This window comes from Phormidesmis sp. 146-33 (genome assembly GCF_052939515.1).
The window spans coordinates 1-20,405 of sequence record NZ_JBJPHU010000078.1; the positions used below are offsets into that span (position 1 = coordinate 1).

Annotated in this window: 12 protein-coding genes; 7 read left to right on the plus strand and 5 right to left on the minus strand. The window is 48.8% G+C overall.

Translation table 11 applies throughout. The features are described from left to right. Positions 1-1,110, plus strand: a 1,110-nt coding sequence (gene galK / locus ACJ2PR_RS24560) for a galactokinase (protein ID WP_446878910.1), incomplete at its 5' end; no start/stop codon positions are given. Positions 1,111-1,173: 63 nt separating this feature from the next. Here the strand turns inward: galK and galT are convergent. The 3 genes from galT to ACJ2PR_RS24575 all read right to left on the minus strand — a co-directional run bounded on the left by galT (position 1,174) and on the right by ACJ2PR_RS24575 (position 6,382). Beyond that, positions 1,174-2,256: a galactose-1-phosphate uridylyltransferase gene (gene galT / locus ACJ2PR_RS24565; RefSeq protein ID WP_446878911.1), complete on the minus strand. Its 1,083-nt coding sequence runs from the start codon at positions 2,254-2,256 to the stop codon at positions 1,174-1,176. A gap of 437 nt (positions 2,257-2,693) precedes the next feature. Further along, on the minus strand, positions 2,694-3,875 hold the full coding sequence (locus ACJ2PR_RS24570; RefSeq protein ID WP_446878912.1) for a sugar ABC transporter substrate-binding protein: 1,182 nt from the start codon (positions 3,873-3,875) through the stop codon (positions 2,694-2,696). Between the two features lie 629 nt (positions 3,876-4,504). Beyond that, positions 4,505-6,382, minus strand: a complete 1,878-nt coding sequence (locus ACJ2PR_RS24575) for a glycoside hydrolase family 2 protein (RefSeq protein ID WP_446878913.1) — start codon at positions 6,380-6,382, stop codon at positions 4,505-4,507. A gap of 587 nt (positions 6,383-6,969) precedes the next feature. On the opposite strand from ACJ2PR_RS24575, the gene ACJ2PR_RS24580 reads away from it, so the two are divergent. The 6 genes from ACJ2PR_RS24580 to recF all read left to right on the plus strand — a co-directional run bounded on the left by ACJ2PR_RS24580 (position 6,970) and on the right by recF (position 17,495). Further along, positions 6,970-7,995: a glycosyltransferase gene (locus ACJ2PR_RS24580; RefSeq protein ID WP_446878914.1), complete on the plus strand. Its 1,026-nt coding sequence runs from the start codon at positions 6,970-6,972 to the stop codon at positions 7,993-7,995. A 144-nt stretch (positions 7,996-8,139) separates the two neighbouring features. Continuing rightward, positions 8,140-9,282, plus strand: a complete 1,143-nt coding sequence (gene glf / locus ACJ2PR_RS24585; RefSeq protein WP_446878915.1) for a UDP-galactopyranose mutase — start codon at positions 8,140-8,142, stop codon at positions 9,280-9,282. A 591-nt stretch (positions 9,283-9,873) separates the two neighbouring features. Beyond that, positions 9,874-11,562 carry a beta-carotene ketolase CrtO gene (crtO, locus tag ACJ2PR_RS24590; protein WP_446878916.1) on the plus strand — a complete coding sequence of 563 codons (1,689 nt, stop codon included), beginning with the start codon at positions 9,874-9,876 and terminating at the stop codon, positions 11,560-11,562. Positions 11,563-12,092: 530 nt separating this feature from the next. Continuing rightward, the gene (locus ACJ2PR_RS24595; RefSeq protein WP_446878917.1) at positions 12,093-13,469 is read left to right on the plus strand and encodes a 3' terminal RNA ribose 2'-O-methyltransferase Hen1; all 1,377 of its coding nucleotides are present in this window, start codon (positions 12,093-12,095) and stop codon (positions 13,467-13,469) included. Then, positions 13,466-15,988, plus strand: coding sequence for a polynucleotide kinase-phosphatase (locus ACJ2PR_RS24600; protein WP_446878918.1), 2,523 nt, complete (start codon positions 13,466-13,468; stop codon positions 15,986-15,988). Before ACJ2PR_RS24595 ends, ACJ2PR_RS24600 begins: the two co-directional genes overlap by 4 nt. 352 nt (positions 15,989-16,340) lie before the next feature. Next, on the plus strand, positions 16,341-17,495 hold the full coding sequence (gene recF / locus ACJ2PR_RS24605; RefSeq protein WP_446878919.1) for a DNA replication/repair protein RecF: 1,155 nt from the start codon (positions 16,341-16,343) through the stop codon (positions 17,493-17,495). A gap of 348 nt (positions 17,496-17,843) precedes the next feature. Here recF and lnt read toward each other — a convergent pair whose 3' ends face one another. Together lnt and ACJ2PR_RS24615 are read right to left on the minus strand one after the other, a co-directional pair. Then, on the minus strand, positions 17,844-19,400 hold the full coding sequence (lnt, locus tag ACJ2PR_RS24610; RefSeq protein WP_446878920.1) for an apolipoprotein N-acyltransferase: 1,557 nt from the start codon (positions 19,398-19,400) through the stop codon (positions 17,844-17,846). Positions 19,401-19,664: 264 nt separating this feature from the next. After that, positions 19,665-20,306, minus strand: coding sequence for a GNAT family N-acetyltransferase (locus tag ACJ2PR_RS24615; protein WP_446861255.1), 642 nt, complete (start codon positions 20,304-20,306; stop codon positions 19,665-19,667). Positions 20,307-20,405: the final 99 nt, after the last annotated feature.

Below are 20,405 nucleotides of genomic sequence, written 5' to 3' on the forward strand. Positions count from 1 at the left end.
GGGGCGGCAGCGTCCCGTTGTGTTGGAGCGATCGACATGAAGTTTGAGCAAGTTTTTAATGCGTCTCCCCAGGTTCAGGCAAGTGCGCCCGGACGAGTTAATCTATTGGGAGAACATACAGACTACAATGACGGATTTGTTTTACCTACTGCAATTCCTCAACAGACAACTGTTTGGCTAGGCTCAAGTCCTGACGATCGCCACCATGTCTACTCGACTGAGCTTAAAGAACAGATTGATGTCAGTCTTGATGACCCAACTCCCACAGGGTTTGCTAGCTATGTCTACGGCTGTCTCAAAGTGTTGAACAAAGCAGGCTACTCGGTGCCCCCGTTGAATGTATTCGTCACTTCCTCAGTTCCGATCGGGTCTGGTCTATCCAGCAGTGCTGCTTTAGAAGTGGCTACTTTACGATCGCTGCGATCGCTCCTTGGTCTCGATCTCGATGATGTTCAGATTGCTCAACTAGGACAACAAGCCGAAATTCAGTATGCGGGCGTGTCTTGCGGCATTATGGATCAAATGGCATCGAGTTTGGCAGACCTGCAACACATGCTATTTTTGGATACGCGATCGCTTGATCGACAGCTACTTCCTTTTCCCGCAGGTGCCGAAATCATTGTTCTCGATAGTGGAGTGCCTCGCAAGTTGGCGACCAGTGGCTACAATCAACGCCGCGCCGAATGTGAGGAAGCCGCAAAACAGCTAGGAGTGAAAGCGTTGCGAGATGTCACCGACCTGTCAGCGATCGCTCACCTTCCAGAGTTACTCCGCCAGCGATCGCGACATGTGATTACTGAAAACGATCGAGTTCTCAAAGCGCGATCGACAACTCTTTCAGCCAGTCAATTTGGAGAGTTGATGAATGCTTCTCATGCCAGCTTGCGCGATGATTACGAGGTTTCTGTCGCTGCGTTAGATAGCCTGGTAGATTTATTACAAACAACTCCTGATGTGTTTGGTGCCCGATTGACAGGAGCCGGATTTGGCGGGGCTTGTGTTGCATTAGTCGCTGCTGGAAAAGGAGAAACGATCGCCCAGCAAGTCCTCGATCACTATCAAGCAACCGGACAAACTGGACAAATTTTCGTTCCAAGCCAACAAAACTAGCGTCAGTTCAATGATCAGCACCCTTAGCTCCTTTGGGCAACCTCACAAAGAAGTGATACAACGTTAAAATTGAACTAAGACCGCCTGTAGTTCTTTTGCCTTTTCTTCAGGAAGCGCATCGTTTGCAAACAGTCCAGCCGCAAGCTCTGTCCCCGCCAAATACTTCAATCGATCGGGTGTCCGATAAGGGGGATAAAACTGCGCGTGTAGATGAAATTCTGGGTGGACTTCTCCATCTAAAGGCGATTGAAACCAGGCCATCAAATAAGGAAAAGAACGGTTCCACAAGCCATCATATTTCAGCGTCACAGTTTTTAAGGCTCTGGCTAAACTCGATCGCTGTTGTTTAGACATATCTGCCAATGTAGACACAGACTCAATTGGAGCAAGCCAAACTTCATAGGGGTAGCGGGCACACACAGGCACCCAGGCGATCGCCCAATCATCCTGATAGACAATACGCTGATTGTCTTGAATCTCTTGTTGAATTAAGTCTTGTAGAAGTCCGCTTTGATGCTGTTGGTAATACACTTTTTGACAGTCCCACATTCGAGCCGGAACCGGAGGCACAACGGGATATGCATAGATCTGCCCATGAGGATGATGCAGCGTTACCCCCACTTCAACGCCTTTGTTTTCAAACGGAAGGACATATTGAATTTGAGGATAACTGCCCAAAATGCGAGTACGATCGCCCCAAACTTGCAATAGTAAATCGAGATGATCGAGTTCTAAATTTCCCAACGTTGTATTTGGATTTTGGGTAAAGACTACAACTTCACAAGCACCATTGGCAGGTAGCGTATCTACAATTAACTGAGGTGGATTGTGGGATTGCATTGTCAGCGACGGAAACCGATTGTCAAACACCGCAATATCATAGTCTCCCTGGGGCAACTCAGTCGGAAACTGTGGATTTGTCGTGGCGGCTAAGGGATTGTATTCTGGCGGCGGCATAAAGGTGCGGCCCTGACGATGACTTGCATAAGCCACCCATTCTCCCCGCAGAGGATGCCAGCGCAGATGAGGATTTGCCACCACAGGGTCGTGACTCGGACTCGGTGCTTGAATGCTGGGATCGATGGGCGATCGGCTGTACAGGGTCAGCTTTCGGCCATCTGGCTTACACAATTCTTGGGCGTACATCTTTTAGTTGGGTGAAACAGTTGAAGTATGCAATTTTTGCTGCATTACATCTGCCCTCTAAAGTTGTAGATCCAGTCGATCGCTAATAAAAATTTTAGTCGGTGAATAGTCGCTAGATTTCTCATAGTCCCCCTTAAAAGGTCTGCTGTGTACACACACGTCGATCGATCTGTCATTGCTGAGATTCTTCGCCCCCTAAATCCCCCAAAAATGGGGGACTTTGAGCCGTCGTCATGACTTTGGACTTTGGAAATCTTTCCCTTCTCTTTCCTTGGTCAAAGTCTCCCAGAATGGGGGATTTAGGGGGCTGAAGCCGCCTGAAACGAAGCGAGTACACGGTAGCTTAAAAAGTCAGAAACCTGATGTGGAAAGACTTTTGGGAATTCAAAGATATCGTATTGCGATCGACTAGAATTCTTGAATGATCTTAAGTCAGCTTAGGGACAAACTCCCCCCGCGCCTGCTGGAAGTCCTCGACAAATGTCTTCAACCTTAAGAAATCCATCAGCGATCACAGTACTTTTGATATTCGATTTGTCCACAACTTGCGGGTTAGACAACGCAGACGGAATTTCGGCTCCTCCGCTTGTTTTGGTCACAGCGTTTGTTAGTGCTTTGAGATCGGTACCATTGCTCAACGCCGCGACTACTTTTCCAGTTGAGGTGGCGATGTCAATGATCGGCTTGTAGATTGTCATCGTTTGATCACCTGTGAGGATTGCCTGAATGTTAGAAGCATTTGCATCCTGTCCGGTGACCAATACTTTACCGTTGAGATTTTGCGATCGTAAGGCTGCGATCGCGCCCGTAGAGAGAATATCGCTGGCTGCATAAATCGCCTGGACGTTGTTGTTTTCCTGAGTGAGAACGCCGTCAGTCAACGATTGTGCCCTGGTGACATCCCAGTTGGGCGTATATTGATCAAAGACCAAATTCAATTCTTTACTATCAAACAGCGGCTTTAATTTATTCAGCGCACCTTGACGAAATTGCAGCGCATTGTTGTCGGTCTGTGAGCCGTTGAGCAGAACTACATTTGAGCCACGCTTGAGACCATAAGCACCTTTGCGATACTGGTCAATTATGTATTGTCCTTGCAGTTCACCGACGCGCACATTATCAAACGAGACGTAATAGGCCAGACCGTCATCTTGAATTAACCGATCGTACCCTACCACAGGCACTCCAGCGTTTTTGGCAGACTGAACGATCGCGGCTGCTTTTTGACTATCTTTTGCGCCCACCACCAGAATACAAGCTCCACGAGTCAGCATTGATTCGGCTTGATTTTGCTGATTGTCGGCATCATTGTTGGCGTTGGCGTATTGAATCTGAACACCCGGCAGTTCTTTAGTAATTTGCTGTTGCAGCAGGGGACGATCATAGGTTTCCCAGCGCGTTGAGGTGTCCGTTTCGGGGAGCAATAATCCGACGTTTTTGCAGCCTTTTGCAGCCTTAAAAGTGTCTGTGGTCGTTTGGTTTTGGGCAACGGGCGTACTGTTATCTGCGGATGGGTTGTTATTGGCGGGCGTTGAAGCGGTGTTGTTGGTGCAGGCAGTCAGAAATTGCAAAACAGAAAAAACACCCACAACCAAGGCAATGGGACGATTGCTAATCATGGAATATTAAATCCAAAAATGGAGTTGTCAGCGATCGAGAAAACTTTTACAACTGTTGTGAAGTGCGATTGTGCTAACCATTCTGATTGCTAACCATTCTGATTAATGTAGACAAACGGCTAGAGACAGCCTCAATTAACGTCAAATTAAGGGACTTTTTTGCTTCGCTTGCCGCTCCAAAAAGCCTCTCTAACTTCCCCACTACTAACGGACTCTAAACCCGCAAGTCTGGTCTGAAAGTCCCTCAGAATGGGGGAGTAGGGGGCAGAAGCGCTTAACACCAAAGCCAAAACATTCCGTCAGGTTGACATCAAATCAGCGTTGTAAAACTCTCCTCATGTGATCAATTATTGACAATCTCCATTTTTGTAACCTCACCCTTAGAGTAGGTGTTCCTCTACCTTGAGGCCTACCGTGTACACACCAGCCGTTAATTGCTTCGTTTGAATCGGCTTCTGCCCCCTAGATCCCCCACCAGTGAGGGACTTTCAAGCCCTGAGAAGTTTCTTCGCATTCTAAAAGCCTTTCTTTCTCAAAGTCCCTCAGACTGGGGGATTTAGGGGGCGAAGCCTCTCGGCAATGACAGATCAATCAACTTGTGTGTAGACGGTAGACCTTGAGGCGGCGCGCTAAACGATGTTAGGTCGGCGTTCTTCTGCTGTCATATCAATCAGAGAATTTTGACCTAAAGTTGCCGCCGCGATCGCTTCAATGGGAATCTTGGGCGTGCGATCAATATACAGCAGCCCATTTGCCTCCTGAAAGGTATCGGTTAGCTGCGTATAGCAAAACCCACTAAATAATTCAACTCGATTGACCACATGCAGCAGGGCATCATAGCGATTCTGCAAATCAGTCGTATTGCTCGATCGAATATATCCCCAAGCTTTGTCAGCTTCGAGCGCTTTAGGCGGGGTGTAGGCGATCCCGCCAAATTCGGTGAGCATAATCGGCTGCCCCTCATGAGGAAACTGATCGAGGGTAAGAATGCGACCACCGGGGCGTTGGCGATCGAATAACTCTGGCAGTTTTGCACTCGACTCATAGCGTTTGGCTAACCGCTGAGGCGTTTGATCATAGTCATGAATCGCCAGAATGTCAGTTGTGGTACTTTCCCAACCATCGTTACCAATCACCGGACGAGTCGGATCGAGCGTTTTGGTTAAATAGTACAGGGCTTGAACACAGTGACGATGGGCTTCTGTTTCGACCAGGTTGGGCACTCCCCACGATTCGTTAAAGGGCACCCAGGCAACAATGCAGGGATGGCTAAAATCGCGCTCAATCACCTGTGTCCATTCTTCGGTCAGGCGCTTGACAGATTTGCCAGTAAACCGATAAGCACTGGGCATTTCTTCCCAGACCAGCAGCCCCAACGCATCAGCCCAATATAAAAAGCGAGGGTCTTCAATCTTTTGATGCTTTCGCACCCCGTTAAAGCCCATCTGCTTGGTCAGTTCGACATCGAGACGCAGAGCCTGATCTGAAGGCGGAGTCAACAGGGTATCTTCCCAATAGCCCTGATCCAGCACCATTCGCATATAGTAAGGACGACCATTGAGCACCAATCGATCGCGTTGAATCGAGAGCGATCGTAGCGCCGTATAGGACTTTACTTCATCAAGCAGTTGGTCGCCGTGCCATAGCTGAATGTCAGCATTGATTAAGGTTGGTTTTTCGGGACTCCAGAGTAATTCGTTGCGGTAGTCGTCTATGCCTGGGTCAGAGAGCGCAATGCGACGATGGGTGTCATGGTTAATGATTTCGTAGCGATCGTTTGCCAACAATCGCCCGTCAACACTGAGTCTGACCCGAAGCTGCAATGCGTCGAGAACCTCACCCGCAACCGAGCCTTCAAATCCGATTTCCCAGCGTTCGAGGTCAGGAGTCCAGCGAATGCGATCGAGGTAAGTAGACGCAACTGCCTCAAGCCAGACGGTTTGCCAGATTCCAGTAGTCCGGGGATACCAGATGCTGTGGGGTTCGAGTTGCCAATCTTGCTTGCCTCTGGGCTTTGCCAGGTCATGGGGGTCGTCTTGGGCCCAGACAGTAATGTGTTGTACACCTGCCTGTAGTACCGACGTAATATCAAAGCTAAAGGGGGTATATCCGCCCTCGTGAGACCCGACAAAGTGACCATTTACCCACACCCGCGCTGAGTAGTCTACTGCGCCAAAATGTAGTAGGACTCGTTCACGACCTCGCCGCGTGATATCAAATTCGCGCTTGTACCAGCAGCTAGGGTGAAATCCGGTATCACCAATGCCACTGCGGGTTGATTCGGGTGAGAAGGGCACCTCGATCGTGTGTGTCCAGTCGGTGACATCAGCCGGGGTCGTCCAGGTTTCATCGTCATTGTAGGCAAAATCCCAGGTGCCGTTGAGCGTCGTCCAGTTGCCCCGCTGAAGCTGAGGGCGCGGATAGCCTGTTTCAAGCTGTCTCATCATCGCGAGTGCATTAGAATCTGACGGACAACGATCGTCCAAACACTTTCCAAGTAGTTTCATCGTCTCTTCCTTAAGAGGTAGCTCACCATTCCACTGTAGGAACTCGTTAGACATGTTACCTTTCGCAGCAATTCAACTTAACATTTTGTAGAAAATGAGCATAATTGCTGAGGAATATTGAGATTTCTGATTCTCTTTGTCTGAGGAATTAAACTAACCCCTTTGCGAGTTATTTTGACCGCTATCTCAGTAAAAGAAAGCCATTTTTGTAACAGCCTATTCTGTATTTATTATAACAAATTATATTGACTATTTGGTTTGTAGCTGTTCATTTCGTATCTTACTTTCAGTAGACGCTATTTAAAAAGAATAGTTTCATCATGGGTTCAATCAGTGATCTAAAACGATAAGGATAAACGTCCATGTCAACGTCAGATCGGGCATTTATTAACGATCTACAGGGTATTGTATCAACAGGAAAAACGCTTTCTAAAGAAGCCTTACTACAGTCTTTTCAGTCAAGTTATTCAGCTTCAAAAACAGATTCTTCTAAACTAGAAACTCTCGTTTGTTTTTCACATTTACGTTGGAATTTTGTTTATCAACGACCGCAGCATCTCTTAAGTCGATGTGTTCAAGAATGCCGTGTGTTTTTTGTTGAAGAACCTATCTATGAGTCGGGTAGTACTTGGCAACTTAAAATTACTCAGCAGGACTGTGGTGTTTGGGTGGTCGTGCCTCATTTACCCAAAGGTCTTGGTCAAGAAATGCTAACCGCGATGCAGCGATCGCTGATTGATGAGTTATTTGCAGAGTATGCGATCGAGACTCCGATTCTCTGGTATTACACGCCAATGGCGCTGTCTTTTACAGATCATTTAGAGTCGCTTGCGATCGTTTATGACTGTATGGATCAGCTATCTGCCTTTAAGGGTGCATCACCTGCATTACAAGCCTTTGAACAACAACTCTTCGATCGCGCTGATCTGGTGTTTGCGGGCGGACAGAGTTTATATGAAGCCAAGCAGCAACAACATTCCAATATTCATGCTTTTCCGAGTAGTATTGATGTCCCCCATTTTGCTCAGGCTAGAAAAGAGACGAGTGATCCCGCAGATCAAGCTCTGATTGCTCATCCTCGACTGGGATTTTGTGGCGTAATTGATGAGCGGATGGATCTTGAGCTTTTAGAAGGCATTGCGACAGCCCGCCCTGATTGGCAGCTAATTTTAATTGGCCCTGTGGTAAAGATTGACTCCAAGAGCCTACCAATTGGTTCAAACATTCATTATCTAGGCAGCAAAGTTTACTCAGAGCTACCGACTTATCTTGCAGGCTGGGATGTAGCACTCTTACCGTTTGCCCGCAACGAGTCCACTCGATTTATCAGCCCGACCAAAACTCCAGAATACCTGGCTGCCGGAAAGCCTGTTGTTTCGACTTCGATTCATGATGTGGTGCGTCCCTATGGGGAGTTGGGTTTAGTTCGTGTGGCTGATACCGTTGAAGGATTTGTGGCAGCGATCGAACAGTCCATGCAAGACTCGCAGACTTCAAACTGGCTGGGTCAAGTGGATACCTTTCTTGCTCAAACTTCTTGGGACAAAACCTGGATAAGTATGAAGCAACTCATGACAGCCGTGATCACTCAAAAGCAGTCTCAAACAAATTAGACTTCTAATCCTGGTTAGCCTTTTGACGAATAAAGGCCTTGTGCAATTTAGGCTTTAGATTAAGTAGATTTTTACTTCAAACTAATGTCCAGGTGACACAGGCTCAAAAGACATGACATTACAATAACCCTACAAGGAACTTCAATGTTTGATTATTTAATTGTCGGAGCCGGATTTGCAGGCAGCGTCTTAGCCGAACGACTAGCCAGCCAGCTAGGAAAGAAGATTTTGATCTGCGATCGTCGCCCTCATATTGCGGGTAATGCTTATGATCACTACAACGATGATGGTATTTTGATCCATCGCTATGGCCCCCATATTTTTCATACAAATTCTCGCGATGTCTTTGAGTACTTATCAAACTTCACCGAGTGGCGACGGTATGAACATCGAGTGCTGTCCAGTGTTGATGGTCAATTGGTGCCGATGCCGATTAACCTCGATACGATTAATAAGCTCTACGGGCTAAAGTTAAATTCTTTTGAAGTTGAAGAGTTTTTTGCCTCGGTTGCAGAACCCAAAGACTATATTCGCACTTCAGAAGATGTGGTTGTTAGCAAAGTTGGACGAGAACTGTATGAAAAGTTCTTCCGCAACTACACGCGCAAACAGTGGGGGATCGATCCGTCAGAACTTGATAAATCAGTCACCGCCAGGGTGCCGACACGCACCAATCGAGACGATCGCTACTTCACCGATACCTATCAAGCGATGCCGCTCCACGGCTTTACTCGCATGTTTGAAAATCTACTGGTGCATCCCAACATCAGAGTTATGTTGAACACGGATTATCGTGAGATTCAACAAATGATTCCTTATCGCGAGATGATCTACACGGGGCCAATCGATGAATTTTTTGACTACCGTTTTGGCAAACTGCCTTATCGATCGCTCAACTTCAAGCATGAAACGTTAAATACAGTAACGCACCAACCTGCGGCGGTGATCAACTACCCCAACGAACACCTCTATACCAGAGTTACTGAGTTCAAATATCTCACTGGGCAAGAACACAACAAAACCAGCATTGTGTATGAGTTTCCGATGGCGGAGGGTGATCCTTACTATCCGGTTCCTCGTCCTGAGAATGCGGAGCTTTACAAACAGTACAAAACGTTGGCTGATGCGACTCCTAATGTGCATTTTGTCGGACGGTTAGCGACCTACAAGTATTACAACATGGATCAGGTGGTGGCTCAAGCATTGGCGGTCTATGCCAAAATAGCTGATTTGAGCCGCTGGCAACCCCAAGAGCAAAACGGCCGCGTTCTTGCCGCAACCACATAAACACCCGAAGCCACTAGCTCAAGCCTGGTTCCTCCCAAAGGAACCACATACTGTAGGGTGTGTTTGCCTCACGATCGAGACTAACAGTAGGCTGCACGAATCATAGATGCCCTCCGAAGGCTCTTGCGAAGCTAACATTAATCGCTAAGGATCGTGAATTAAACAACCTGTAATTCTCGCGGTTTCGCGTCGTTTAATTCGGCTTCTGCCCCCTAAATCTCCCGAATTTGGGGGACTTTGAACCGCGAAACTGCCTTGAATTCTAGAATGTCTGCTTTCTCAAAGTCCCCCAGAATAGGGGATTTAGGGCGAAGCAATCAGGTAATCATCGATCTTATTCAATTCACGATCCTAAGTATTCTGAAACGTAGCGATCGATGGGCTTGTGTGTACACGGTAGCTTTTTAAGGGGGGTTGGGCGAAATCTCCAGAGTCTCAGTGGGCGATCGGGTGCTTCTAGCGATCAAGATTCAGCAATCAACAGCAGGTTGAATTCTATTTGAATGAGCGAGAAAAAAGTCGTTCCCTAGATAGAAGTTAAGCAATGCCATGAGTCCTTAATCTCGCAGAATACTCTTCTCAAGGCTGGACATGGAAAGCTACGACCTGATTATCATTGGCGCAGGACACAATGCGCTAGTTTGTGCTGCTTACCTACTCAAAGCGGGATACCGTGTTTTATTACTAGAAAAAAATTCCATCCCTGGAGGAGCCGCTACCACAGAAGAATTAATGCCCGATGTTGCCCCTGGTTTCAGGTTTAATCCCTGTGCGATCGACCATCTTTTTATTCACTTAGGGCCGGTTGTTCAAGAATTAGAGTTGAGCAAATATGGGCTGGAGTATCTTTTCTGCGATCCCGTTGTCTTTTGTCCTCATCCTGACGGCAAGTACTTTTTGGCTCACCGCTCTGTCGAAGAAACCTGTGCTGAGATTGCTCGATACAGCCCGCGAGATGCTCAGAAGTATGCTGAGTTTACTGACTTTTGGCAACGGGTCATTAGAATGCTCACGCCACTCTTTAATGCGCCGCCTAAATCGATTGTGGACATGGCGGGTAACTATGACATCAGCAAGCTCAAAGACCTGTTCTCGCTGATGGGGTCGGGTGATCAGACGCTAGACTTCATCCGCACGATGTTTACTAGCCCGTTAGATGTAATTAATGAATACTTTGATTCAGAGTTTCTCAAGGCTCCCCTGGCTCGTCTAGCCGCCGAATTAGGCACGCCACCTTCTCAAAAAAATATGGCTTTGGGGTCGATTATGATGTCTCTGCGCCACAATCCCGGCATGGCTCGCCCCAAAGGAGGAACCGGAGCATTGACAGCCGCGATCGTGCGATGTGTGCAAGATTTGGGGGGCGAAATTAAGACAGACCAGTCGGTAAAAACGGTTTTAGTTGATGAAGGTCGCGCGGTTGGGGTACGGCTTGCCAATGGTCAAGAATATCGGGCAAAAGTTGGCGTTGTGTCTAGTCTGGATGCTCAACGATTGTTTTTGCAGTTGATGGAGCCGGGGGATGTGGATGCTGCGTTGCGCGATCGGGTCAGTCGTCGCATCACCAACCACAACGAAGCCATTCTCAAAATCGATTGTGCGCTCTCAGAGGCTCCCCGCTTTGTTAATCACAATCATCGAGATGAGTATCTGATTGGATCTGTGCTGATTGCTGATTCGGTTGCTCAGGTTGAGTTAGCGCATACCGATCCCAATATTGGGCGCATTCCTTTAGAAGATCCGTCGATGTATGTCGTTGTCCCTACTATGCGCGATCCGTCGATGGCTCCAGAGGGCAAACATACCTTGTGGATCGAGTTCTTTGTGCCCTATCAAATTGCAGGTGCAGAAGGCACTGGACTAAAGGGAACAGGCTGGACAGAAGAACTCAAAAACAAAGTTGCCGATCGCGTTCTAGATAAGCTGTCCGACTATGCGCCTAATGTCAAATCTAGTATGATTGCCCGTCGTGTCGAAAGTCCGCCAGAGCTAGAAGAACGTATCGGAGTTTTAAAGGGAAACTACTACCATCTGGATATGACCTTTGATCAGATGATGTTCTTTCGTCCGCTGCCAGAGCTTGCTAACTATCGCACCCCGATCGAGGGATTGTTTCTAACGGGGGCAGGGACTCATCCCGGCGGCTCGATTTCAGGAATCCCCGGCCGCAACTGTGCGCGAGTTATTTTGCAAGACCAGCGTTCTTTATCTCAGGTGTTGTCGAATGCAGGTGATGTGATTCGATCGACTGCAAAATCTCTGACTAACCTGGTGGAGTAGGAGTATAGCACTGTCATGTCCTTACCAGATCTTTAAACCAGAGATCTTGTTCTAAAGTCCTACCAAATTGGGGGGCAAAAGCTCAGAACACCGAAGTGGAGAATATTTCATTGAACTGACGTTTTTTGATGTCTGCTTGCAGTTGTACAGGTCGATCGCTCCATAAAAACGGCGTTGCTGAATCAGGGGGTGTGCCCCAAAGCGGCAGGAAACCCAAGGTTCAAAGTCCCCGATTTTTGTGGGATTTAGAGGGCGAAAAGATGGACACTTCCCACAGATTCATCCCTCCGTTCAGCAACGCCCAATTTGTCTGAACGGTTGTAACCATCCGCAATTCGCCTTTGTCGAAAAGTAGCGGCGATCGCGACACCGCGTTGACTCAGTTTCGGCTGGCTTGATGATTCGCGTTGAGGTCTGGCAGCTTGACACTTGCCATCGTGAAGGTTGAGGTTATACTACAGATACTACAACTGGATTTGAGGACGATCCAAAGTTTGGGTATCCTCAGATCCCGGCTCAACTCATCCACCATGCTGCTGACGATTACTACGACTCACTCACCTGCGACAGATTTGGGCTATCTGCTGGGCAAGCATCCCGATCGCTTTCAATCGTTCGATCTGTCGTTTGGACGCGCGCAGGTTTTTTACCCCGAAGCAACGCCCGATCGCTGCACTGTTGTTTTGTTGTTAGAGATTGATCCCGTTAAATTGGTGCGCGGTCAAGCTACGACATTAGATCAATATGTCAACGATCGCCCCTATGTGGCTTCTTCGTTTATGAGTGTTGCGATCGCTCAAGTGTTTCGCTCGGCGCTATCGGGTCAGTGTAAAGATCGTCCTGATCTGACCTCACAGCCAATTCCTCTCTGGGTAAAGCTCTCGGTGCTTCCTTGTCGCGGTGGCCAAGAGTTTTTGCATCGCTTATTTGAGCCGCTGGGATATGTTGTGACGACAACACAGCTTGCATTAGACGAACACTTTCCAGAGTGGGGAAACAGCTTCTACTACAGCGTCGAGCTAGTAACAACAACAACGCTACAAACACTGCTGAGTCATTTGTATGTGTTAGTTCCCGTGTTGGATGAAGATAAACATTATTGGGTTGGCGAAGAAGAAGTCGAGAAACTGCTGCGGCATGGAGAAAGCTGGCTAAGTTCGCATCCTGAAAAAGTGCAAATTACTCAGCGTTATCTCAAGCGACAAAAGCATCTTGCCCAGGCAGCACTCGCCCAATTAAGCTCAGAAGAATTGCCTGAACCCATTAGCTCATACCAGGCTGAAGCCAGTGAGAAACCAATTAGCCTAAATCAAATACGCTATGAAACTGTGATTGATAGCCTCAAACAATTTCATGCAAAACGAGTGATTGATTTGGGTTGCGGAGAAGGAAAACTAGTTGCTCAGTTAGCCAAAGATGTGTTTTTTGAGCAGATTACAGGACTGGATGTTTCGTCTCGATCGCTAGAAATCGCCCAAGAAAAATTAGATCGCCTTTTGATTTCAGAGTCCCAAAAGCAGAGAATTCAACTCTTTCAAGGCGCATTGACCTATCGCGATCGCCGCTTAGAAAATTACGATGCCGCTACCCTGGTCGAAGTTATTGAACACCTCGACGAATCAAGACTTGCCGCATTAGAACGAGTCGTCTTTGAATTCGCCCATCCGCGCATCGTTTTAGTCACAACTCCCAACCGTGAATACAACGTTAAATTTATAACATTAGCAACGGGAACGTTACGCCATCACGATCACCGATTTGAATGGACACGCCAAGAATTTCAAACCTGGGCGACTACAGTTTCTCAACGGTTTGGTTACACAGTCAGTTTCGCGGATATCGGAGCGCTCGATTTAGTCGTAGGTGCCCCGACGCAACTGGCAATTTTTGAACGGAGCAGCCCATGAACATCACAATTCCTGAACTTTCGTTAGTTACTTTAATCGGGGCTTCTGGCTCTGGAAAATCAACCTTTGCCCATCAGCATTTTTTGCCCACTGAAACAGTCTCATCTGATGTTTGTCGCGGTTTGGTCTCAGACAATCCATTGGATCAATCTGCCACCCAAGATGCATTTGATGTGTTGCATTACGTTGCCGCAAAACGCCTCGATCGAGCACGATTAACCGTCATTGATGCCACCAACACTCAGCCCGCAGACCGCAAACATCTGATTCAACTGGCGCGACGCTATCACTGTCTTCCGATCGCAATTGTATTGAATCTACCGGAGCAGGTGTGCCTTGATCGCAATCATCGTCGCCCCGATCGTCAGTTTGGCGATCATGTGGTTCGTCGCCATATTCAAAACATTCACAGATCCCTCAAAGGACTTCAGCGCGAGGGATTTCGTCAAGTTCATATACTTTCTTCGATCGAGCAAATTGAGTCCGTTGAAATCATCCGTCAACCGCTCTGGAACAACAAAAAACACGAACACGGCCCTTTCGATATTATTGGCGATGTGCATGGCTGCTGTGACGAATTAGAAACACTTTTGCGAACACTGGGATATCAACTTAAAGAACAAACCTATCATCATCCAGAAGATCGGAAAGTGATCTTTTTGGGAGATTTAGTCGATCGCGGCGATCGTATTCTCGACACCTTGAATCTGGTGCAAAAAATGGTCGCTGCGGGAAGTGCGCTCTGTGTTCCGGGCAATCACGATTACAAGCTACTTCGCAAGCTCAAAGGTCAAACCGTCAAAGTCAATCATGGCCTCGACAAAACCCTAAAAGAACTCGAATCACTCGAAGAATCTGACCTGCGATCGCTGCAATCTTTTCTCGATTCTCTGGTCAGTCACTATGTGTTAGATCAAGGTCGTCTCGTCGTCGCTCATGCGGGTATGAAACAAGCCTATCAAGGGCGCGGGTCGGCTCAAGTTCGAGAGTTTGCACTGTATGGGGAGACGACTGGAGAAATCGACGAATTTGGGCTGCCTGTGCGCTATAACTGGGCATCGGATTATCGAGGCGAGGCGATCGTCGTGTATGGTCATACGCCTGTCCCGACTCCTGTATGGCTTAATGGCACGATCGACATCGATACGGGCTGTGTGTTTGGCGGCAATCTGACTGCACTACGCTATCCCGAAAAAGAACTGGTTTCGGTTCCCGCTCAAAAGGTTTATTGTGAGCCGATTCGCCCGCTGGTTGCTCAGTCTACTTTGACGCTTCAACAACAGGATGATGACGTTTTAGATATCGCGGATGTCACAGGCAAACGCATGATTACGCCACGCTTACATCGTCCGATTACGATTCGTCCAGAGAATGCGATCGCAGCGTTAGAAGTGATGAGTCGGTTTGCGGCCGATCCCAAGTGGCTGATCTACCTGCCGCCCACGATGTCCCCGGTTGAAACTTCTAAAGAAGCAGGCTTTTTAGAACATCCTGCCGAAGCCTTTGCGTATTATCGCAAGCAGGGAATTACAGAAGTGGTGTGCGAAGAGAAACATATGGGATCGCGGGCAGTTGTGATTGTCTGCAAATCTTCCGACGCTGCACAAGTGCGATTTGGTGTGACAGATAATCGGTTTGGCATTTGCTACACGCGCACCGGACGACCTTTTTTCGACAATCGCTCACTCGAAACGGAATTTTTAGATCGACTGCGATCGACCCTTTCTGCCACTGATTTTTGGGAGGACTTGCAAACCGATTGGGTGTGTCTCGACTGCGAACTCATGCCCTGGTCGGTCAAAGCTCAACAACTTTTGCGACAGCAGTACGCTCCCGTCGGAAGGGCTGCCCAAACTGCCTTGACAGATGCGATCGCGCTCCTAACCCAGGCTAAATCGCGAGGCATCGACGTGCCATTAACCCACTATCAGCAGCGATCGCAGCTTACTCAACAATATTGTCAAGCTTACCGTCGTTACTGTTGGTCAGTGTCCTCGATCGCCGACCTCAAACTCGCCCCCTTTCATCTCCTCGCCACAGAGGGAACGGTTCACACGGACAAATCTCACCTGTGGCATCTCGAACAAATCGCCAAATTCGCTCGATCCGACTCTGATCTTCTTTTAGCAACGGCTGCTCAAATCGTTGATACGACAAATCCTGAAAGCGTCGCAACAGGAATCAACTGGTGGCTTGATCGCACTCAGCAAGGCAGCGAAGGCATGGTAGTAAAGCCACTCGAATTTATTCCTCAATCGCGATCGGTGCAGCCTGCGGTCAAGTGTCGAGGACAAGAGTATCTACGAATCATCTATGGGGCTGAGTATTCGCTTCCTCAAAACCTGGAAAGACTGCGAAAAAGAGGATTATCAGGTAAGCGATCGCTCGCCTTGCGAGAATTTGCCCTGGGACTTGAAGCCCTCGATCGCTTCGTCGCCAAAGAGCCACTCCGCCGCGTGCACGAATGTACATTCGGAGTTTTAGCCCTGGAAACTGAACCGATCGATCCCAGACTCTAAACCTGCCCCATTCCCTAAATCCCCCAAATGGCAGCTTGCTACCGTGTACACAAGTCGTTGTCGCTTCGTTTCAGGCGGCTTCAGCCCCCTAAATCCCCCAGTCTGGGGGACTTTGACCAAGGAAAGATTTCCAAAGTTCAAAGCCAGGACGACGGCTCAAAGTCCCCCATTTTTGGGGGATTGGTGAATGATGAAAAATTACCGCGATCGGGCGCTACATTAAGGGAGACTTATGTTGAGTTAGAACAAACGTCCACCCAAAAGTAGCCGATGTCGTCCCAAAATTGGACGCTAGATCGTGGACTAGAAGGAGAGAAAATTTTAGCTGCGATCGCAAAGCTGCCAACGGTTTATGTATCTCAAAACGCTTCACCTTCGTCACTTTCGCAACTACGCTGACCAGCAAGTTGATTTTTCGGCAGCGAAGACGATCTTGGTGGGCAACAATGCACAGGGCAAGTCAAATTTATTAGAAGCCGTCGAGTTGTTGTCGTCGCTGCGATCGCACCGCACTTCCCGCGATCGTGACTTGATTCGAGATGGAGAAGCGATCGCTCAAATTACTGGACATCTACAAAAGGACATGGGAGCGGTCGATCTCGCCATGACGCTTCGCCAAAATGGTCGTCGCACCGTTGCTCTAAACAGCCTAAATCTGCGTCGCCAACTTGACTTTCTCGGCACGCTGAATATGGTGCAATTCTCTAGCCTGGATCTGGATCTGGTGCGCGGCGGCCCCGATCAGCGTCGTCACTGGCTTGACTCCCTTCTGGTGCAGCTAGAGCCGATTTATGCTTACGTGCTTCAGCAATACAATCAAATTCTCCGTCAGCGCAACGCTTTGTTAAAAGCAAGACTCAAAGCCGACTCTCAAGATCCTCCTCCCTCCTCCCTCCTCCCTCCTCACACTTCCGAACTGGCACTTTGGGATGCTCAACTGGCGATCGCTGGCTCTCGTGTAATTCGTCGTCGCGCTAGAGTGTTGCAGCGGCTTGTTCCGTTTGCTCAATCGTGGCATCAGTCGATTAGCGGCAGTACCGAGCAGTTAGAAATTCGCTATGCGCCCAATGTGGAGTTGGTAGAAGATGATCCTGAAGCCTTGCAGAAAGCGTTTCTAGAAAAGATTCAGCAGCGTGCAATTGTAGAACAGCATCAAGGAACCACGATCGTCGGCCCCCACCGCGACGAAGTAGAATTCACCATCAACAAAACTCCCGCTCGTCAATATGGCTCTCAAGGACAGCAGCGCACGCTCGTTCTCGCCCTCAAACTAGCTGAATTGAAGCTGATCGAAGATGTGATTGGCGAGCCGCCGTTGTTGTTGTTGGATGACGTGTTGGCGGAATTGGATCTGAGTCGTCAAAATCAGTTGTTGGATGCAATTCAAGATCGGTTTCAGACGCTGATCACCACGACTCATCTTGGCTCCTTTGATGCCCAGTGGATCAACTCCTCCCAAATTTTGGAGGTAAAGGGCGGGAAACTGCTGGAGCAAGAGATTTTTTAAGGTCAGGTTGATTGAATTTTTCGCTTCGGTGTTCTCGTCTTCTGCCTCCAAAATTGGGGGACTTAAGATAACGTCAGTTCGATGAACGCTTCGCTTCGCTTTTAGCTCCAGGAACGCCCCCTAAATCCCCCACGAGTGAGGGACTTTGAACCAGAACTCCTCTCTTAAAGTCCCCCAAAATTGGGGGGTTGGGGGGCAAAAGCCGTGAACAACGAAGCGGAAAAACTCTCATCGAATTCACGTTAAGATAAGATTGCTGGCTCAGAGTCCTCTACTCGTGGAGGATTTAGGGGCTACCGAATCTGCAACCGTAGCAGAGAGATCCATTGAATTTGAATTCACAATTTTTTAGGTTGATCGCTCCCGCTTCCAGTGCATTCCTAAGCCGATCGCGCCCATTCCAATGAGCAACGGCGTAATCCAATTGCCCCATTTCACATAAAGGGTTTGGGTTTGGCGGCGATAGAGGGTGCCAGCGTGAATCTCATACTGGTTGGGCTGCGATCGCCACTGCACATGACCTCGCGGATCGATGATGCTGGAGTAGCCCGTATTTGTGGCGCGAGCAGACCAGCGATCGGTTTCAATCGCTCTCATCAAGTCGTGTGCTTGATGCTGCTCCATCAGTGTGGTGCTGTAGGGGTCAAGATTAGAAGCCGTCAGAATAAACTGTGCGCCGTCTGCCACCTGAGCGCGAAACAATTCTGGAAAGGCTGAATCGTAGCAAATCCCGACAGCGGCCTGACCAAACGGCGTTTCAAAGCGCTGATTCATCAATCCGGGCAGCATATCGGCTCGAATGGGAGACAATCGATTAAACAGTCCGCCCAACACTTCCTGAAATGGGGTGTATTCGCCTAAAGGAACGAGTTTGACTTTGTTGTAGCGGCCGAGCGTTTCACCATTGGGCGCGATCGTCAGCAAGCTCTGAGTATACTGTTCTCCCTGGGGCACAAAGGTTCCCAGCCACGCCGTTACTTTTTTCTCTAAAATCGCTTGATAGACGACATTCTGAGTTCGATTCGTCCCCTGCCACTGAAACGGAAGCGCTCCTTCTGGCATCAACACGGCATCCACGCCCTGATCGGCTAAGGTTCGGTAGCCTGCACTGTAGCCCTCAAGTGCCCGCCGCAATCCATCTGCAAACAGCTTGATCCGAGTGGGAACGTTGCCCTGAATAATGCCGACTTTGAGTGAGGCTTCTGGCACTTCGACCAGCGGACGACTGTATAACCCAAAACCGATTAGATGCAAGATTAAGCATAGAGCGATCGCTTGCAGATGTCTCGAAGAGATCGCCCCCCCCAAAAGCCGACTTCTCTGGACTCGTCGAGCAATCCAGGCTTCTGCGATTAAACCATTGACTGCTACGATCGCCGCTGTCACCGTCATCGCTCCAGAAATTTGACCCAGATGCAAAATCGCCAAATTATACGGACTTTGGGTGTAAGAAAGGGATGTCCAATCCAGCGGCCCCATCAACCGAATCGTTTCTAGCCCGCACCACAACGCCGTCCCGATGAGAACGCGCAGCCCAGACCCCACCTGACCCAATTTTCTCATGCCCCACGCCCACAAACAGACGGTTCCGGCTCCCAATAGAGTGATAAACGCCCACGCAAAAAAGACGATCGCCACACTCGCCAGCCAAGGCACTCCCAGCCAGGTTAAGGGATGTAAGCCTGTGATCCACGAGAGGGCGATTCCGTGGTAGGCGATTCCCCAAACTAAGGGAGGGATGAGGGATGAGGAATGAGGGATGAGGATAATCCACAGGGGGGCGAGAGCGATCCAAGCGAGGGGCCAGAGGTTGAGAGGGGCGGGAGTCAATCCCATGAGGATGCCGCTGAGGAGGGCGATCGTGATGCTGAGAGTTCTAGATTTGAGGACGTGGGGCTTTAGCATACAAACCACTTTACCGAAATCCCGGTCTATCTATGGCAATCCCAAATCACTCGTGAAATGCAGACTTGATCGTGCCCCCTAAATCCCCCAAAATTGGGGGACTTTGAGCTGAGAGACTTCCTAGATTTCAAGAGACATTCCCCAGTTTCAAAGTCCCCCAGAATGGGGGATTTAGGGGGCGAAGCGGACTGGAACGGAGCGACAAAAATCTGTTCATGACTCATTTAGGATTGCTATATTTTTCAAACAGATTCTCAGATAAGTTCAACCAAAGCGCTTTTCCATTCGGTGGAGTCCGCCTACCTGGGTAGCTTGCTGAAAGCGATCGCTGGTTCGGCTGGCGACTACTTGATAGCCTAATCGTTCAAACAAGGCTTTGGCGCGATCGTTGCTGTAGGGGACATCCAGACAAATCGATCGACAGCCCAACTCCTGAGCTTCAATTTCGGCATCCTTTAAGACAGCCGTCCCCAATCCTTGACCCTGCCATTCTGGAGCAATGCTGAGACTGAGAATGTAATAGTCATTCAGGGCGACATCTTGTTTGATGCGAGTCAGATCCGCCACATTCATCAAAATTCCGGGGAGCTTTTTGAGCGGTAAGATTCGCGCCATCACGCCCTGCACTTTTTCTTCTGCCTTGCGCTTGACGTTGCCTCGATACGCGATGATTAGCCCAACGGGTTCGTCAGCGACTTCTAACACTTGAGCATGGTCAAAACTAAAGGCGTGTCCTGCAAACCCAAACGCCTGACGGAGGGTTTCTGCTGCCTCCGGTGGCTCAGACGCAAACACATAGCCAAATAGAGCCGGCCCCGACGCAAACATCAAAGGCGCACCCCAATCGACATCGGCAGCGATCGCCGGGCGCAACGTTATATCTTGAAGAGGGACAGTGACACTCATAGACAGGGATTGTAGCAGGCGCGAGAATGCGTGAACTCAAAACATCAAAAACCGCTATAGACTCAGGAAAGCTAGGATTAAAGTAAGTTTTAGTAGACT

Bases quoted from the DNA above. Each gene is read 5' to 3' on its own strand.
- ACJ2PR_RS24595 (WP_446878917.1), top strand. From the start codon at position 12,093: ATGCTGCTGACGATTACTACGACTCACTCACCTGCGACAGATTTGGGC.
- glf (WP_446878915.1), top strand. From the start codon at position 8,140: ATGTTTGATTATTTAATTGTCGGAGCCGGATTTGCAGGCAGCGTCTTA.
- lnt (WP_446878920.1), bottom strand. From the start codon at position 19,400: ATGCTAAAGCCCCACGTCCTCAAATCTAGAACTCTCAGCATCACGATC.
- ACJ2PR_RS24575 (WP_446878913.1), bottom strand. From the start codon at position 6,382: ATGAAACTACTTGGAAAGTGTTTGGACGATCGTTGTCCGTCAGATTCT.
- ACJ2PR_RS24600 (WP_446878918.1), top strand. From the start codon at position 13,466: ATGAACATCACAATTCCTGAACTTTCGTTAGTTACTTTAATCGGGGCT.
- crtO (WP_446878916.1), top strand. From the start codon at position 9,874: ATGGAAAGCTACGACCTGATTATCATTGGCGCAGGACACAATGCGCTA.
- galT (WP_446878911.1), bottom strand. From the start codon at position 2,256: ATGTACGCCCAAGAATTGTGTAAGCCAGATGGCCGAAAGCTGACCCTG.
- ACJ2PR_RS24615 (WP_446861255.1), bottom strand. From the start codon at position 20,306: ATGAGTGTCACTGTCCCTCTTCAAGATATAACGTTGCGCCCGGCGATC.
- recF (WP_446878919.1), top strand. From the start codon at position 16,341: ATGTATCTCAAAACGCTTCACCTTCGTCACTTTCGCAACTACGCTGAC.
- ACJ2PR_RS24570 (WP_446878912.1), bottom strand. From the start codon at position 3,875: ATGATTAGCAATCGTCCCATTGCCTTGGTTGTGGGTGTTTTTTCTGTT.